Below are 17,685 nucleotides of genomic sequence, written 5' to 3' on the forward strand. Positions count from 1 at the left end.
ATTGCTAACACGAAGAAATGTTAAATAGGAGTGATAAAATTGATTAAAAAATACACAAAAGCAGCCTTGTTAGCAACTTTCGCCTTAGCCTTTGACGCGAGTGCGGGGGTTATTGTGAATGCATCCACAGGTTGTTTACCCCTAGCCGGTACTGGATCGAGCAGCTGGGACAGTTTAGAAGCCAATGGTACGGTAAGTAGCAGCTGTGGTGAGTCTTCTGCCTGGGCCAGCATAGATAGCGACACTGCTACTGTGAAATTATACACCAATGCAACGACGACGCCAGGTTCAGTATACAATACTACTTTAGCAAACGCGGCAATATACGACACCATTACACTGCTGTCAGAGTTGGACTATGTGCAGGTTGCGCTTGAGCTTTACTTTCACTTTGACATGAGTGCTAATTACACTTTTCCGGCTGGTACTGAGGTTTTAACCGCCCCTAACGCAAGAAATTTTAGCCCGGGAGCGTTAAGCAGAATACAAGGCGAATTTGGCATTAGTGGTTATGACTACAATGCAGAACCCGATAACTACGAAGAAATTTACGGCAGATACCGCTTTAATGCTGATTATGAGTTTAACTTTCAGGCGGGGCCTTTTATCGCGAATAATTACCCTTCAGAACATTTGGTGACCGAGCGTTTTAACGATACTCAAACTGAAAGTTTCGACTTGCCAAATGCACGTTCAAGCGGCTTCGTTATTAGCCAAATCCTGAATTTACCCAGCAATTCAACACTGGATTTATTTTACAGTATTGATATGAGCCAAATATGCTCATTAGCGGCACTATGTAACTTAACGGCTGACGGTAGCAATACATTCTCTATTGGTTTAACCGCGCTAAATGGGACTTTGGTATCTGAAAATGGTTATGGTTATCAGCCAGCAAACGGTTCGCCAAATGCGGTATCTGCGCCTGCAACCTTAGGTATGTTTGCATTGGGTTTATTGATGCTAGCCCGTAGACGGATCAAGTAAATCGCTATCATCAATTTAGCTATTATCGCAGTATTGCACCGCGATAATAGCTGCTAGCGCCCCATTGTATTATCGTTATCGCTTCGCAAAATCAATCTGTAAATTACTCAGATATATTTATCACCATTCACTTTTGATTAAGCAAAAATATATTAACTTCATGTTTTATTTATTAAATCGGAGAGAATTGTGGCAACAAACCTAAGCATTTCAAGGCCACTTTGGCGCAGCACGTTATTACTGGGTTTGATTGCAACCTTATCTTCTTGCCAGTCAGTGCAGGACCATACCATCCCGCTTTCTGCAGATTTCAGTGCGGCGAGTGAATTATATCAAGCCAATAAACCCAGTTGGCGGCTAAGCTCTTCTGCTTACCAACAACAATTTGGTGCCTTTACCATACAAGGTGCAGATGTAAGCTGGAAAACGTCTATTAAAGCTAACTTGTGGTTTGCTCAAACGGGTTTACTGGACAAAGATGAAGTAGCCGACAGTTGGCTGAAGTTTATTGCTGCAGATATTTTAAATCGTCGTGGACGCAGTGTAGAAAACTATAAAATAGTTAAGCATCAAGATTTTGCTTTTAATTTGCTACAAGGTGGCCAGCACGCTGTGCATTCACAGTGCCGAATAATGGCGCTAGATGAAGGAACGGAGATCCGCTCTCTGGACAATAGCAGCAGCCAACATGATAGTACCACCCGTAAGCATAGCTATATGGGTTGTCTGGTTTCACAGGGTAATCAGGTATGGCAGCTTATTGCAGATAGTCGTAAAGGCGAAGCAAATTACTTTGCTATGACATCTGGCGATTTACAGCTGCAATTTAAGCCGGTAAATGAAAAGCTTATGTTGGTTAATCAGCAATATATTTCCATGCCAGAGTGGTTTAAGCAGCAATCTGGCCTCACCATACACCAACAAGGTTTACAATTGTCAGCGTTATCGTTTGACGGCGACAAACCGAAAATCTGGTTGCGCAAGGTCTTACCCACCAACCAACAGGCGTTACTGCTGACAGCAAGCTATAGCTTGCTAATGTATGACTGGTTAGATGAGGAATGGCGTAGCCCCTCGCTAAAAATACCTAACTAATTATTACGGTTCGTTAAGATCACTATGGTGTTTTGAAAATACCGGAATGGTAATTTGCCATTTTATGGCCGCTAATCGCAGTACCAGCAGGGCTGCCATACCGCATAGCATTGCAAAAAGCTGTGCGGTGCCCAACGCTAATAACGCCGTGTACACTGCGCCACCAACAATGCAGGTTACTGCATAAAGCTCGCCACGAAATACCATGGGGACTTCACGGCACAATACATCACGTATCATACCACCACACACACCGCTCATGGTGCCCAACATAATGGCTACCATTACCGAGGTGCCGTTATCCAGGCCCTTTTGCGTACCCATAACAACAAAAAACGCTAAGCCAATGGCATCAAGTATTTGTAAGGTATTATGCGGCACAGTAAGCCGATTTCGCACCAGTAAAATGGTGCCTATGGCAGCAATAAAAATGGCATAAAAATAGCTGTTGTCATTAATCCAGATTACCGGCACATCCAGGATTAAATCACGCAGCGTACCGCCGCCAATCGCAGTAACACTGGCCAACACAATAACGCCAAAGCCGTCCATCTGATTACGCCACGCTGCCAACGTTCCTGAAATAGCAAACACCGCAATGCCCAGTAAATCAAACCAATGAAAATAATGTTCCATCTCAAGCTCCAGCACGGCAATACCGGCCAAATTAGCAGGCTTTAGCTAAAGCGTAAATAGTGCAATCAAGCATAAAAACATCAATGACTAACTATGTCAGCGGACAGCGCCATGTTAACATTTGCATGTTTTGTTAACATTTTTAATAAAGGATTAGTATGAATAAGTCAGTGATAGCTTTAATTGTGATTGCCGCAGCGGCAGGTGGGGGTCTGTATTATGCCAATATGCAGGCAGAAAATGCCATCAAGCAACAAGTTGAGCAGGCAAATCAAAGCTACCGCGATTTGGCCGGCACAGGCGAAATGCCATCAATTTCACTGAGCTATAGCGACGTATCAGCCAATGTACTAACGTCCAGTTACAGTATTAGTGGTTTAGAAGTATCAATCGCTGAACTAGGTAAAATTGCTACCGTAGAGCGTATTACTGCTAAGGGTATTAAACCACAAAGCCTTGCTGACAAAGGCAGTATGCAAATGGTTGGGGCAAAAGCCACGCCGGCAATACTGCAAATGCTACCCCCACAGACTGCAGAATTTGTAGAAAGTTTGGCGCTTCATAGCGATTACAGCTATGAATACAAAGACAACGGCGAACTGCTATTTCGTCAGGATATGCGAATTAATGACGAGTTTAGTCTTAATTACAATTTCACACTGGCACAGATGCAACAATTTTGGCAGTACGCTAAAGAAATCAGTGCTAAATCTGCGGAAGAACAACAAGCTCTTGTTAATAGCCCTGAATATATCGAACAAATGCTGGCTAAATTAGTGAGTGCCGCGCTAAGTAATGGCGCTGTTGTAATCGAAAATAAAGGCTTTATTGAACGCGTTTTAGCCATGACATCACAACAGGGCCAAACACCTGACTTTAAAACAGTGCAAGGCATGGCGTTAATGAACATCTCGATGCTGGAGCCGTTGCCACAACAAATGAAAGACAGCCTGACCACCTTTGTGCAACAGCCAGAAAAACTGCGTTTAGACTTTGGTTTCAAGCAGCCGTTAAAATTTGAAGAAGTGCAAAGCGGTGCCATTGTTGCAGAGCTGGGTTCACCAGAAGAGATGATTGAGTTTGCCAATATAAAACTCACCGCAAATTAACAGCCAGTAACGAGCGTCAACACGCCATCTAAACAGCCGGTAATGTTACCTAATGCCATATAGTTAAGGTTTAAGGTGTTATCGGCTGTTTGTATATTGTTGCAACATTGCCTAAGATAGCCTGCTAATCTCCTTGCTGATGCAGAGCCTACCGCATGAAATTTATCGTTTTTGCCTCATTATTGTCGCTTACTGCCTGTCAGGCGATATCAGCACAGCCAGAAGTAACGCAAACGCTACAAGCAGACGATACGAATGGCAGTATTAGCGCTCAAGCGTTATTACAACAGTTTCCTGTGTTTGCGAAGGAATATGCTGCTTACAAGGTGTCATCTAAAGACGTCTACCAAATGCAAAGCTTACAAGGGTTAAGCCTTGTCGTATTATTTGGCAGCTGGTGTCATGACAGCGAGCGCGAAGTGCCACGCTTACTTAAACTGCTGGATCAATCCGCGGTGCAACTAAACACTTTGCAGCTTGAGGCAGTAGATCAAAACAAAATACACCCGCAGAATCTGCATCAAACATACAACTTACAATACACCTCTACCATTATTGTGCTGGATAATGGTGAAGAGATAGGCAGAATAGTAGAGCGCCCAACCGCATCACTAGCTGATGATTTAGCGCAAATAGTGCTTTCAAACACTAGGTAAAATCACTTGAGGCAACACTTTTTTGCCGCAATGTTGGGGTTAGAGAATGCCTTTACATTACAACTCTCCAACCCAACTGAAGGTTTGTTGTGCTAAATTCGCTTTAAATTGCCAGGATCAAGTGCAAATTGCTCATCAATAATAAATATTTTTTTATTAATAATTTTTTTCTTTTTAGGCTTAATTGGCTTAGCTTGAAACGGGTTGGCATCAAGATCACGATGATAACGTTGCTTTAACTCAGCTAGCTCATCTAATTTTTCCTGCGGGATTGAATTATTGGGCGCTGATTTTTTCAACTTAGAAATAGCGTTTATCAAGGCATTATATTTTTTATCAAATTCAATTTCTGTTGTGCTGGGGATCCGATCTAATAAAGCTGCTTTAACGGGTCCATTTTTGCTTATTGCCTGGTGTGTCCAGGCCCAACCGTACGACGCAATTATTTTCGAGGCGTCACTGTTTCGGTTTAATTCAAAGTTTAACCAATCAAAAGCACCAGTCTTTATGTTGATAGGGGTAATACGACTATGCGAGTCCAGCAAGTGCTGCATAACAGTTGCATCCATGCCGTAGACACCGCGAGATAAAGCACGCTGCACGATATCAAGTATGTAAATGATGGTTCTAAATTCAATACTGCTAGTGATAGCCACAACCGGATTCAATCGTTCAGGCAACTGGTTTAAAGCAGCTAATGGCATATCCAGCAAACTGCCTTCTGAGTTAAGTTTGTTAAGTGCAGCTTGCTCAATACGATTAAGCGACCGACCAAGTAATTTACGCAGAAATATATCAATGAATGGTTTACCCGTGGGCGCAGCTCGCAATGCCAATGCCGTATTGTCATTTTCACCACCTTCAGTAAGCGTGAAGATAAGTATTTGTCTGCTATTGTCTTGCTTTGAATTGTTAGCTGGATCTAAAAATAAGTGCAGAGGCAAATTGCTAGTAAGGCCTCCATCTACGATAGTTCTTTTACCCTCTTTGTTTTGACAGGGTTCGAATACAATAGGAATGGACATGGATTCACGAACCGCTACAGCCACCTCCTTGTTTACAGAGCCTGCATCACGTGAGCTATACACAATATGCGACAGCCCGTCTTTTGCTGGTTTAGATGAGTCTGTGGCGGTAATATAAAGCTCTATTTTATCGGCATTGGCTTTATTCAACACCCCAAACGTAACAGGTTGTCTAATATCTGTAATCAATTTGCGTTGCAAAGCTTTTGCTTGCATAAGTTGTCGCATCTTTGCCAGAAATGCATCGCCTTTAAATAAGCGTTTCAATCCTACAAAGTTAATGTAAATTCTTAGCAAAGGATAGGCATTAATTATCTCGAGGATAATGGCATCGGCGAGCGCCATTCTTTGTTTGTCTATGCTGGCAAAAACCGTGTTTAGCACCGCCATAAACGCTTGCGTCAACTGGCTGATAATTTTTCGGGTAAGAGCAGACGTAGATTTAACGCCAGATTTGATTTGTCCAATCACAAAGTTTGCCGTTGCCGATATACTGCTTCTCATTTGTCTCATGACAGGATCAACCAGCTTGTTAAACCTTAACTGAGTGAGTAACGCCTTCCTGACCAGGTCATCGAGTTTTTTATTTAACACATCTGGTTTTAAAAGGTTGTCATACCCCTCTAATACCGCGCCAATCAAGTTTGTTAGCTCAGATTTTAACGCGTTAACTTGCTGCTTGAATTCTGCCGTTAATTGGCTGATAACCTCTCCAGAAATCGTCAACCAAAGTACGTTATTACGCCGTAAATTCAGCGGGATGTCTTTTGCATCAAGGGGGGCATCAAGAAAACTATCAAAGTAAATTTTACTGATGTGCTCTTCAGGTGGCAACGCAGCTGGACGCGAAGTAACGTCGTCCCGCATTAACCATTCAAATTCTTCCGGTGTGTAACCAACCGCAATTAAAGACGCGATGATCGCCCCCGCGGAAGAGCCTGCGACGCGCTGAAACCAATAACCTTTATCCCTTAAACAGCGCAGCGCACCAACGTAAGCCCCACCTAAACAACCGCCACCTTCGAAAACAGCATCAACCTGTGTTAACGGGTAATGTATTGTTGCCATACTCATAAAATTTCCTTTTAATGTTTTGTCCTAATCGACATTGAGCGTTTATCAACGAAAGCAAAATTAATGCAACTCAAGCTTAAAACCAAATAATTTACATTAGTTAAAATTAAGTTTAACTTTAGCGTCTATTTCGAATTATTCAAGGCCGAATATATAGCAAATACGATAAAAAAACAGCGACTGATAAGGTCGCTGTTTAGGTTGGGAGAGGGAGGGGTTGTGGCTACAATGCCAGCGTTAAAATTTGCCGCGCTTTGGCCAAGTCGATATCATTATGCTCGCCAAGTGCAGTCATGCCATTACGCTCAAGGTTAGCCACTAACTTGCCTATGTCAGCTTCGCTTAAACCATAATCAGACAAGCGGGTTTTCACGCCCATATGCTCGAAAAAGTCTTGGGTGGCTTTAATGGTTTTATCTATTACTTCATCTTCAGATGCGCTGCTAATGTTAAATACCCGTTGGCCAAATTGCAGTAGTTTTTGGCGTTTTTTCTCGCGCTGCACATACATTAAGGTGGGCAATACTATAGCCAGGGTTTGTGCGTGATCCAGCCCAAATAACGCGGTTAGTTCGTGCCCAATCATATGCGTTGCCCAATCTTGTGGCACCCCTTTACCAATTAACCCATTTAACGCCATAGTTGCAGACCACATGACATTGGCACGCACGTCGTAATCTTGTGGTGTGGCAAGTGCTTTGGGGCCTTCTGTGATCAGTGTTTGTAATATGCCTTCGGCGAAACGATCTTGTAGCGGTGCATTGACCGGGTAAGTAAGATACTGCTCGATAACGTGAACAAAGGCATCAACAACGCCGTTACCCACTTGCTTCACCGGCAATGAAAAAGTGTATGCCGGATCAAGCACGGCAAATACCGGCTGCACTAGATCAGAACCAAAAGCACGTTTTTGCGCAGTCGCTTTATTCGTTACCACCGAATTACCGTTACTTTCAGAGCCTGTCGCAGGCAGGGTTAATACAGCACCAATCGGCAGGGCACTTTTAAACGGCGCTCCTTTGGCCAAAATATCCCAGGGTTCGCCTTCAAAGTGCGCTGCAGCAGCAACAAACTTGGCTCCATCAATTACACTGCCACCACCAACAGCCATAATAAAATTAATACCTTTTGCACGTACTAATTCGACAGCTTGCATTAAAGTTTCGAGTGTCGGGTTAGGTTCGACACCGCCAAACTCATGGTAGCTAACTTCACTAAGTAATGTGACCACATCGTCATACACACCATTACGCTTAATTGAACCGCCACCGTATAAAAAAAGCACCTTAGCATTAGCGGGTAAACGACTTTTCGCCTCTTTTATTTGGCCTTTACCAAACAGGATTTCAGTTTGATTTTTAAAATTAAAATTTAACATTACAACTCCAATATGTGGTTTAAACAACACTGGCTAAGCTGTGTTTGCTTAGCAGTGTTGGTTTAATTGTGTTGCGATAGCCCGGTTAATAAAAATACCTAAGGCTTGGCGGCTAACTGCTGCAACATTGCCGCAGCAAGCGCTTTGTCTGAAAACGGGTTTTGTCCGGTAATAAGCTCGCGGTCTACCACTACATTTGGCGTCCACGCCTCGCTATACTGCATATCACCACCGGCTTGCTGCATAGCTTTACCTGGATAATACTGCAGCTTTGCACCGTTTAATGAGGCTTCAAATACCGCTTCTTCTTCGTTCGAAAAAATTGTCATCCGGTAGCCGTCATAAATCCAGTTACTTGCTTCTGCCGGGCTTTGACTTACTAACGCTTGCTCAAACTGCGCAGGGTGCTGCTGCGCAGACAATAACGTAATAGGCCCATGGCAAATAGCCGCTGTCGGTTTAGCTTCAGCATTAAAATGCGACAAGATCATACCCACTTCAGGGTTGTTGGCTAAGTCAATTAGTGGTGCATGCCCACCCGGAATAAATACCGCTTCATACTGCGCTAAACCACCTTGCAGCACCTCTTGCAATGACAAGGTGTCATTAATACCGTCAATATTGGCAATAACAGTGCTAATTCGCTGCATTTCCTCAGCGCTACCACCGAAAAAATCAACCGTTACCGACTTTTGATCAACCACAGGCGCATTGCCTTTGGGCGTAGCCAGTACCAACTCATAGCCCGCCTTGATAAAAGCATCGGCTGGTACGCCAAATTCATTCAGGTAATAGCCAGTGGGCTCGGTTTTACCTTCTTGCAACTGCATTTGGCTTTCACTGGATAACAACACCAGGATTTGCCCTTTGCTTTGTGACGCCAAAACGTGCTGGCTAAATAATGTGAGTAAGGCTAAAGAAATTGCCGTTCGCTTAATCATAAAAGCTCCTATTCGGTACATTGTCGCCATCACCATGATGACGATAAGTGTTCAGTAGATGTAGCTTAAGGGGTTTTACTTGAGCTTAGAACTCAGCTATTTTATCATCAGCCATCATATTTCTGATGGCTAGAGTTTTTATGCCTTACTTTGTGCAATTACGCACCTTTGTTGAAGTATATCGCTGTGGCACTATCACTAAAGCTGCTGCTAACTTGGGGCTGTCGCAGCCCGCAGCTACGGCGCATATTCAAAGTATTGAATCATTAGTCGGCTTCGCCCTGTTTGAGCGCAAAGCAAGAGGCGTCGAGCCCACTGCTGCTGCGCATGATTTAGCGTTACAGGTTTCAACGCATTTAGATGCTGTTGAGCACAAACTTGCCTCAGTGCGGAACCGCAACAATGCCGTATATGGCACATTGAACATTGCAGGCCCGGCTGAATATATTAGCCAAATTGCCGGTGCACAGTTTGCCAACTTGCTCCAGGCGGGGGAAGTGAATCTGGTTGTACACATTGGCAATAAAGACCGCATCTACCAGCTACTGGAAGACGGTACTGCTGAGTTGGCTATTACTGCATCAACCCCTAATGCTAGCGTATACGACTACCAAATCATCGACAGCGAGCGCCTGATGCTGGTCGCTAATCGTTTAACCGGCAGTTATTTGTCTAAACAAGCTCTAAGTGCCGATAGGCTGAGGCTATATCCGGTAGTAAGTTATGATCAAACCCTGCCGCTTATTCGGCATTACTTTAATACGGTTTTTAATGAAAACTGCCAGTCGCCCATCGCAGCTATTTGCCCGGATATTCGTGCTATTGCAGGGATTGTGAAAGCGGGTATCGGTTACAGTGTGTTACCAGACTATTTATGTCGGGATGCAATAAAAAATGGTGAGCTTATGCAATTAGGTGAACCTGGCCCAGAGAACTTTATATATCTGGTATGGCGTAAAGGCGCATTAAAACACCCTCGCATCAGTTATGCGCGGGATATTTTAATGGCCTTTGCCAATTTAAATAAATATGCAGCAGCGATTTAGCCCGCACGAATTCTAGCGAATTAAATGCCACTTTAACTGCCTGCCGGCTAAATAAATAACCTGCTTTCCATCAAAATACGCACTTTGCTCCAACTTAATTTGTACATGTTGGTCACGCCATTCAGGCAGCTGATGTTTAATATTGCCTTCTATGGCATAGGCTGTATTGGCATACAAAGGCCAATCACCTTGCACTGCTGTAGGCCCTTGGTTGTCCCACATACCAATTGTCGGCCCAGGTGCATGACCAACAAACCCCAGTGGATGAGAATAAATACTGGCGTTAATACCCGCTCTTTTTGTAACAGCCAATGCCGCAGCTAACACTTCGTTGCCACTGCGTTGTACTTTAAACTCTGCGGTTAAGATGTCCTGCCAACGGTTTCCTTTAGCCAGAGCCGCTTTTAACCCATCAGGTACGGTCGCTTCATCATTTTGCATGACATAAGCCATTTCCTGGGTATCAGTGCACAGTTTCAAATAGCAAATACCCACATCGGTATGCAGCACATCGCCACGCTGAATAATACCGCTAATGCCGCAATAGGGGGTATCGGCATCGCACGCCACACCTGCCCGCTGTAAGTTCACGTAAGGCATAAACCAGACCGGCAAATCTAGCTGCTCAAAACGCTCTCGGAGATACCAGGCGACATCATCAGTAGTGGTAACGCCTGGCGTGATAACTTTGTTACTAAAAGCCTCTGCAATAACAGACCGTGCCAGACTGACAATCTGCGGGTATACAGCAAGTTCCGCTGCAGTGCGCTGTTCTAACCAGCGAATAACCAGCGGCTCAGCAGGGGTTAAACGCGCATGGTACTCTTTTGGCAATACATCCAATAAACGCTGGTGCAAACCAGAACTTAAGCCATCGGCTACCGGCCAATGTTTGGATACATTAATACCAATTTTATTAGGCTGCCGTTTAACAATTTCCTGCGCCAGGGCTTGCCATTGCTGGTCAAGATCACCGCCAGACCAAACAGATTCATATGGCGCACTTAGTGGGTAACGGTTAATAGACAGTTTTTCTACACTGCCATCTGCTTTGCGGTGAAATACCAGCATAGTGGTGCGTCTTGCCGCAAAGGTAGGCTGCGGTACCAAGGTAAAGTACACCGGGTCCTCGGCATATTCGCGATTAATAACCAGCCACATGTCCAGACCAGACTCGGCCATCAACGTCGGTAACAATGAAGCTAAGCGCTCATTTAAAATCGTGTTTTCCGGTGCAACCCGCTGCCTCAGCGAAAGCACCTGATAATCGTTAGCTGATGTAAACTCTCGCCCCTGAGTGAAGCTTGGCGTATCGGCTAAAGTGCATTGAGTGGTAAACAAAAGCCCCAACGAAGCGGCTAATAAAAAACGTTTCATAACGTGACCTTAGTTAACTCTTAATCTGTTTGTTTTAAGCCAGTTATACACAGTACACAACCCCAATGCAGGACGAATAACTCGTTTTGCCGACGAAATGCGCAAAAATTGCGATACACTATGCACAGTGCTAAGTAAAAGGAGCTGTTATGCCGCGTTATTCCGCTGAATTTATCAAAGAAATGCCCAAGTCTGATTTACACCTGCATTTAGACGGTAGCTTGCGACTCGACAGCTTAATTGACATGGCAAAGCGCACAGGCACGACTTTGCCATCGGATACTGTTGAAGGTTTAAAGCAGTTGGTTTTTAAAGATAAATATCAAAATCTGGGTGAATACCTGCACTGTTTTCAATACACCTGCGCAGTGCTGCGTGATATGGAAAATTTAGAGCGCGCTGCCTATGAGCTTGCCATCGATAATCAGCTGGAAGGCGTAAATTATATTGAAGTGCGTTTTGCACCGCAGTTACTCATAGACTTACCCAATGGCATCGATTTCGATCGCGTTATGCACGCAGTTAATAATGGTTTAAAACGAGCTATGGCCGAATATAACCGCAGCGAAGCGGTGCTAAGCCACCAAAAACCACCGTTTGCCTACGGTATTATTAACTGTGCCATGCGCATGTTTGGCGACAAAGGCTTTTCCCCCTACTACACCAACCTATTTCAGCTAATGCGCGATTTCGCCCCAATAGATGTCATCAAGCTGGCCGCCATGGAGCTAGTGCGTGCAAGCGTAAGGCTGCGGGATGAAGAAGGTATTCCAATTGTCGGGCTGGATTTAGCCGGGCAAGAAAGCGGCTACCCCGCTAGCAAGTTTAAAGAAGTATACGAATACGCCCACCAGCATTTTTTGCTGAAAACCTTACACGCTGGTGAAGCATATGGCGCCGAAAGCGTATTTGAAGCCATTACTGAGTGCTACGCCGATCGCATTGGCCATGGTTACTCGATGTTTATTCCCGATATGATTCAGCATGCTGATATTACCGACAGAGCCGCGTATATTCGCAATTTAGCATCTTACATTGCCGATAAACGTATTGCGATTGAAGTGTGCTTAACCAGCAACTTACAAACCAACCCGGCACTGACCGACATTAAGCAGCATAAGTTTAAAGACATGTTAGAAAACCGCATGGCTACCGTCATCTGTACTGACAACCGCTTGGTCTCGAACACGACGGTGAGTAAAGAATACCAGCTAGCACTGGATAACTTTGACATACCATTAAAGCGCTTAAAAGACATGGTGGCCTATGGCTTTAAAAAGAGCTTCTTCCCCGGTAGCTATGTTGAGAAACGTGAATACGCCAAACAATGTCTTGAGTACTTTGACCACGTAGCCAAACGTTATGGTTTTATTTAGTAAAATCAAGCAGATAAATAGAGTGTCGCCAAAGAGATACACGTTAAGCCGCTGAATTTAATGGCTATTTTATTTTAACCCGTTTAGCTGTCGCCAAATGGCAACAGCTAAACAGCCCCCTCAGATTATCTCTCACATCAAAAACACATATCTGATTGTTTATAAACAATAAAAATATATTTTTACATGTTGGCACAAGGCTTGTATTAGTTACGCTAAGTGACGTTCAGGAGAATGTCGCAAGTGCAAGTCTCAGAGTAACTACAGCTCAGGTGCCTTTGCCACATTCTCCTTTAAACAGTCTTAACGCAGCGCACAGATGTAAAAGCTGCACCTAAAGGAGGTTGTTATGGACTTATTTTTACTGAGTATCATGCTGTTCTTACTGGCCAATGTGGCAGTGGTTTTTAGTATGCTGCGCCGTGTTAATTTGAATAATGACAGTGTAATGGCTTGGGAACAGGCTCAAGTTGCCGCCGTAAATACCGCCACACCCATTATTGCCTATACACCTGATTATTTGGCAAAGGCAGCATAACCCACATTAGTGACATTCCCATCAATTCAGCGGACACGCTGGATTTTTTATCAGGCCAGCACCCCACTGGCCTTTTTTTTTTGCGATTAAAATAAGGTATGCTTAACCACCTTGGGCTTAAAATCAGACATTATGCGCTTCTCACTGCAGACAGCTTCATTACGACAATTAGTTTTACTAAGCTTTTTTCTGGCATTAATTCCTGTCGCCGTATTAATGTGGCAAAGCCATAAAGCACTCAGTGGTGTTAGTAAGCATGCCGTTACAGAAGCCGAATTGTCGATTAGCAGCGTCCGCCGTGCAGAGAACATGCAAAACCTCGTGGTGGATATTGAGCGTGCCGTCCGTCAGTACGCCGTGATTAAAACAGATGCGCTGGCGCGTGTTGCCAGCTCACACCTCAATAATTATCAGTCCCTACTGCCTTTGGTATGCAACAATATCGGCCAACCGCAACTGTGCCAGCAGCAGCAACTTCAGCTGGCCACCATTATGAGTGATTTTCGCAGCCTTTCCAGCGCCCAACTAGAACCGATACTGCAACAATTTCGCCTTCAACAACAGCAACTTACGCAGCAAATATGGCTAATGTTAGAGAAAAACCTGCAGGCGCAACAACGGTTTGTCGTAGATAGCCAGCAGCAACTGGCTTGGCAAACAGTTGCCCTGGTTTTTTTAACCTTGCTGCTCGTTATGTGGGCGTCAGGCCGAATTACTGCACCGGTGCGAAAGTTGGATAAGATGATCCGGGCCATTGGTCAACAGCATCAGTTTCCGGATGAAAAGCTTACCGGGCCACGCGAGCTGACAGAGCTGGGCGAGCAATTACGTTGGCTTAGTTCGCGCCTGCAACAATTAGAAGCCTTAAGGCTCATCCTGCTACGGCACGCCTCCCATGAACTTAAAACTCCTTTATCCAGCATCCGCGAAGGCTGCTCTTTATTGAGCGAACAGCTTGTTGGGCCGTTGAATACGCAGCAACTTGAAGTGGTTGGTTTGTTAAATGGCAGTGCTGACCGCTTAAGTGTACTTACCGAACAATTACTGGATTACAACCGCTTGTTGCAACAAGCCAAACCGGAACCAGACTGGCACTCGCCGCAACAATTACTGAGTAAGTGCTTTAATGATCATGCCTTATCCTTGCAGCAGCGCGGTCAAATTATCGAACTGCACTGTCCGCTAGACACAATTTATACCGATGCCACCCTCTTCCGGCGTATACTGGACAACCTAATTAACAATGCGCAGGCATACGGCAGTCAAAATAGCCCGGTGTGGGTAAAATTGTACCAACAAGAGCATCAGCTGATTTTAGATGTTGGTAACAATGGTAATCCTATACCTACAGCACTGCGCGAAAAGCTGTTTGAACCCTTTCAGCGCGGCACCACCCCAAGATTTGATGCTGTGCAAGGCTCTGGATTAGGGCTATCTATCGTGGCAGACTGCGCCCGTTTACTCGGTGGTCATGCTGATATTGTTGATGTTATTTATGCCGACGTCTGTATCCGTGTAAGGTTACCGTTGTTAGAGGAAAAACCAGCATGAAAACTGGATTAATCATATTACTAAGCTTTGCCCTAGCTGGATGTCAACTGACCCCAGCTCCAGAATCTGCAACACCAACACAGCTAATAGCCGAAATGCTGCCAGAGCAAACCATTGCCCCCGAACCCGAGCAACCCAGCCCGGCGATGAGTATTAATGACGATGCCACAACACTGCAAGTCTGGGTAAACTATAGGGCGGACATGCTGCAGCAAGTTGACGACGAACGTGAACGACTAAACCAACAGCCCGAGCAAGATGCTATTTGGCAACTAAAACGCACCATATTACAGTTGCACCCTGACACCCCTTACTTAACAAGGCTCCGAGTGCAAATGCAGTTATCTGACCAACTGGCAACATTGCCCACTTCACTTGCTGCACTTTTTAGCTGGGATCTGGCGTTTAACCAAAAACTGTTGGAAGCCGAATCCGCAGTGAGTGCGTTAACCCGGCTCAACTCACAGCAACATGACAACATTGAACGCCTGCAACGCACTAATAAAGAGTTGCAAAAGAAGATTGATGCTTTAACCCAAATTGAAGCCCAGTTAAACCAACCTGCCACAGTGCAAGAGGATAACAATGGCAAGTTCTAAGCCTCGCATACTCCTTGTTGATGACGACCCAAGCCTGTTACGGTTGCTGACGCTGCGGCTTGAGGGGGAAGGCTATCAGGTGATATCAGCAGACAGCGCCGAAGCCGCACTGCCGCTGTTGGGTAAAAATAGCGTCGATGTTGTGCTAAGTGATTTACGTATGCCAGGTTTAGATGGCATGAGCCTGTTTGATGAAATTGCTAAACGTTACCCTGGCTTACCGGTGGTACTGATGACGGCCCATGGCTCTATTCCTGAAGCCGTAGCCGCAACCCAACGTGGTGTTTTTGGCTTTTTAACTAAACCTCTGAACACCAGTGAGCTGCGCGATATTTTGCAAAATGCGGTGCATCAGTCCGTGCCGGAACAAGCTGAATGGCGGGCAGAAATAATAACCCGCTCCCGTGTAATGGAAGAGGTATTAGAACAAAGCTATCGCGTAGCGCAGCGTGATGTCAGCGTATTAATCACCGGTGCCAGCGGTACCGGTAAAGAGCTACTGGCCAAAGCCATTCATAAGGCCAGCCCGCGAGGGACAAAGGCCTTTGTCGCCATCAACTGCGGTGCCTTACCAGAGCATTTGTTAGAATCAGAATTATTTGGCCATACTAAAGGCGCATTTACCGGCGCGGTAACAGAACACGGCGGTTTGTTTCGCGAAGCCGATGGCGGGACCTTATTTTTGGACGAGATAGGCGATATGCCGGTCTCGTTGCAGGTGAAATTGTTACGAGCACTACAAGAACGTCAAATCAGACCGGTTGGCAGCAGTAAAACACTGGCGATAAATGTCCGTGTACTGTCGGCAACTCATCGTGACCTGCAACAGGCCATGTTAGATGGCAGCTTCCGAGAAGATCTATACTACCGGCTTAACGTAGTTAACCTGCAATTACCCGGGCTGGCACAGCGGCCAGAAGATATACCGCTACTGGCACGGCATGTACTGCAGCAAAGTGTGCAGCGGCATCAGGTCGATGTTACCCGCTTTTCTGACGATGCAATGCAATTACTCGCCACAGCAAAGTGGCCAGGAAATGTGCGCCAACTGGTAAACGTGGTAGAACAATGTGTTGCGTTAACACATAGTCCGGTGATTGGTGCAGCCCAAGTTGAGCAGGCTTTATCACAAAACAGCAGCTATTGGCCGACACTAACCGAAGCGAGAGATCAATTTGAACGCCAGTATCTTATACGTGTATTGCAAATGACAGAAGGCAATGTCACCCGTGCAGCGGAGCTGGCTGGGCGCAATCGTACCGACTTATATAAATTATTAAAAAAGCATGAGCTTAGTGCCGCCCAGGTAACTGATCATAGCGATGAACACGAGTAACCCATTATGACCACTACACCACCCGATGCTCATCTGATAGATGACGAGCATAACCCTGAACTGATTAAAGCTAAAATTATCAGTGAAACAGCCCGTATTAGCTGGTTAGAGCTGCAAAAGTTCTATGCTGCTGGTTCAGTGATCACCGTAGCGCCAGTGCTGGATTTGGTTGACGTGGCATTTGCGTTTAGCCAGGACGACAACCTTACCGTTGCCGACTGGTTAGCCAGCGGCGCAGTTGAGCGCACCACGGAGCATCAAGCCTCTGAGTGGTACTCTCAGCAAGCAGAATTATGGGCCGTGGTTATATCACCTTGGGTACTGGTGCAGTACAAACCGACGCGGCAAAACCTAAACTAATCACAAATTGGCGTTATAATACGCCATAACATAATCTGCTAACGTGGTATCAAGCAAACCACTCCCTGTGTTTGCACACCAATGCCTCACGTTGTATTTAAGTTAATCAAACAAAAATGCAGCTTTAAAAGGCTAATTATAACAATGTCTTGCAGACATATTGGGTACATTGTGCAAAATCTCGCCACTTTATAATTTTCAGTCTATGCTGTAATTGCGTTGCTTGTAATTTATTTATTTCAAGTGGAGTGATATATGACAAAAACTAGGGCCTGTTGATCTTTGCTGTTTATAATTCAGCCAACCCACATTGGCAGCCATAATAGACAGCAAGCCAAGGCAAGTGTACTTGCATAATTCCGGGCCAATTTATCATACCGGGTTGCTACTGAACGGTAATGTTTTAGCCTGGCAAACACGTTCTCTACTAAATGGCGATATTTGTACAGACACCAATCAATATCGCCATTTCCAATTTTTGAATTACGTTTACGCGGTATCGTTGGGACGCCATTTTTCGCTCGGATCTGCTCCCGTACTTTCTCACTGTCATAGCCCCGGTCTGCGATAACATGCTCGGCATCAGGCAGTTGTTCAAGTA

Annotated in this window: 17 protein-coding genes; 11 read left to right on the plus strand and 6 right to left on the minus strand. The window is 45.0% G+C overall.

Translation table 11 applies throughout. From position 1 onward, the window contains the following. The first annotated feature begins 114 nt into the window (after window positions 1-114). Both H595_RS0104010 and H595_RS0104015 read left to right on the plus strand, forming a co-directional pair. Complete coding sequence (locus H595_RS0104010; protein ID WP_156885917.1) at window positions 115-987, plus strand: hypothetical protein; 873 nt, start codon at window positions 115-117, stop codon at window positions 985-987. Window positions 988-1,176: 189 nt separating this feature from the next. Then, window positions 1,177-2,082 carry a hypothetical protein gene (locus tag H595_RS0104015; RefSeq protein WP_027670038.1) on the plus strand — a complete coding sequence of 302 codons (906 nt, stop codon included), beginning with the start codon at window positions 1,177-1,179 and terminating at the stop codon, window positions 2,080-2,082. A gap of 3 nt (window positions 2,083-2,085) precedes the next feature. Here the strand turns inward: H595_RS0104015 and H595_RS0104020 are convergent, their stop codons facing one another. Continuing rightward, on the minus strand, window positions 2,086-2,718 hold the full coding sequence (locus tag H595_RS0104020) for a trimeric intracellular cation channel family protein (RefSeq protein WP_027670039.1): 633 nt from the start codon (window positions 2,716-2,718) through the stop codon (window positions 2,086-2,088). Window positions 2,719-2,876: 158 nt separating this feature from the next. Between H595_RS0104020 and H595_RS0104025 the strand changes: the two genes are divergently transcribed. Beyond that, the gene (locus tag H595_RS0104025; RefSeq protein ID WP_027670040.1) at window positions 2,877-3,827 is read left to right on the plus strand and encodes a hypothetical protein; all 951 of its coding nucleotides are present in this window, start codon (window positions 2,877-2,879) and stop codon (window positions 3,825-3,827) included. A 155-nt stretch (window positions 3,828-3,982) separates the two neighbouring features. Next, on the plus strand, window positions 3,983-4,483 hold the full coding sequence (locus H595_RS0104030; RefSeq protein WP_027670041.1) for a thioredoxin family protein: 501 nt from the start codon (window positions 3,983-3,985) through the stop codon (window positions 4,481-4,483). Between the two features lie 92 nt (window positions 4,484-4,575). Here the strand turns inward: H595_RS0104030 and H595_RS0104035 are convergent, their stop codons facing one another. The 3 genes from H595_RS0104035 to H595_RS0104045 all read right to left on the minus strand — a co-directional run bounded on the left by H595_RS0104035 (window position 4,576) and on the right by H595_RS0104045 (window position 8,901). Beyond that, on the minus strand, window positions 4,576-6,582 hold the full coding sequence (locus H595_RS0104035; protein WP_027670042.1) for a patatin-like phospholipase family protein: 2,007 nt from the start codon (window positions 6,580-6,582) through the stop codon (window positions 4,576-4,578). A 223-nt stretch (window positions 6,583-6,805) separates the two neighbouring features. Beyond that, entirely contained in the window at window positions 6,806-7,960 is a 1,155-nt protein-coding gene (locus H595_RS0104040) for an iron-containing alcohol dehydrogenase (RefSeq protein WP_027670043.1), read from the minus strand. Window positions 7,961-8,058: 98 nt separating this feature from the next. Beyond that, the gene (locus H595_RS0104045; protein ID WP_027670044.1) at window positions 8,059-8,901 is read right to left on the minus strand and encodes a type 1 glutamine amidotransferase domain-containing protein; all 843 of its coding nucleotides are present in this window, start codon (window positions 8,899-8,901) and stop codon (window positions 8,059-8,061) included. A 140-nt stretch (window positions 8,902-9,041) separates the two neighbouring features. Here H595_RS0104045 and H595_RS0104050 point away from each other — a divergent pair, with 140 nt between their 5' ends. Beyond that, a complete protein-coding gene (locus H595_RS0104050; protein WP_027670045.1) occupies window positions 9,042-9,947 on the plus strand; it encodes a LysR family transcriptional regulator in 906 nt (301 codons plus the stop codon). Window positions 9,948-9,959: 12 nt separating this feature from the next. Here H595_RS0104050 and H595_RS0104055 read toward each other — a convergent pair whose 3' ends face one another. Beyond that, window positions 9,960-11,324, minus strand: a complete 1,365-nt coding sequence (locus H595_RS0104055; RefSeq protein WP_027670046.1) for a M24 family metallopeptidase — start codon at window positions 11,322-11,324, stop codon at window positions 9,960-9,962. 149 nt (window positions 11,325-11,473) lie between these two features. Here H595_RS0104055 and H595_RS0104060 point away from each other — a divergent pair, with 149 nt between their 5' ends. The 6 genes from H595_RS0104060 (at window position 11,474) to H595_RS0104085 (ending at window position 17,084) form a co-directional block, all read left to right on the plus strand. After that, window positions 11,474-12,700 carry an adenosine deaminase family protein gene (locus H595_RS0104060; RefSeq protein ID WP_027670047.1) on the plus strand — a complete coding sequence of 409 codons (1,227 nt, stop codon included), beginning with the start codon at window positions 11,474-11,476 and terminating at the stop codon, window positions 12,698-12,700. Between the two features lie 349 nt (window positions 12,701-13,049). Beyond that, window positions 13,050-13,238, plus strand: a complete 189-nt coding sequence (locus tag H595_RS0104065; protein ID WP_027670048.1) for a hypothetical protein — start codon at window positions 13,050-13,052, stop codon at window positions 13,236-13,238. A gap of 132 nt (window positions 13,239-13,370) precedes the next feature. Then, window positions 13,371-14,789, plus strand: a complete 1,419-nt coding sequence (locus H595_RS0104070) for a sensor histidine kinase (protein ID WP_027670049.1) — start codon at window positions 13,371-13,373, stop codon at window positions 14,787-14,789. Continuing rightward, window positions 14,786-15,388, plus strand: a complete 603-nt coding sequence (locus H595_RS0104075) for a hypothetical protein (protein WP_027670050.1) — start codon at window positions 14,786-14,788, stop codon at window positions 15,386-15,388. The genes H595_RS0104070 and H595_RS0104075 overlap by 4 nt, the downstream gene beginning before the upstream one ends. Next, window positions 15,375-16,724, plus strand: coding sequence for a sigma 54-interacting transcriptional regulator (locus H595_RS0104080; RefSeq protein ID WP_027670051.1), 1,350 nt, complete (start codon window positions 15,375-15,377; stop codon window positions 16,722-16,724). The genes H595_RS0104075 and H595_RS0104080 overlap by 14 nt, the downstream gene beginning before the upstream one ends. A 6-nt stretch (window positions 16,725-16,730) precedes the next feature. Continuing rightward, window positions 16,731-17,084 (plus strand): DUF2288 domain-containing protein, encoded by a 354-nt coding sequence (locus H595_RS0104085; RefSeq protein WP_037053590.1) that lies wholly within the window; start codon window positions 16,731-16,733, stop codon window positions 17,082-17,084. A gap of 296 nt (window positions 17,085-17,380) precedes the next feature. On the opposite strand, the gene H595_RS0104090 is transcribed toward H595_RS0104085, so the two are convergent. After that, window positions 17,381-17,685, minus strand: a 305-nt coding sequence (locus H595_RS0104090) for an IS5/IS1182 family transposase (protein WP_027670053.1), incomplete at its 5' end; no start/stop codon positions are given.

The sequence above is a fragment of the Rheinheimera baltica DSM 14885 genome (assembly GCF_000425345.1).
Taxonomy (GTDB): Bacteria; Pseudomonadota; Gammaproteobacteria; order Enterobacterales; family Alteromonadaceae; genus Alishewanella; species Alishewanella baltica.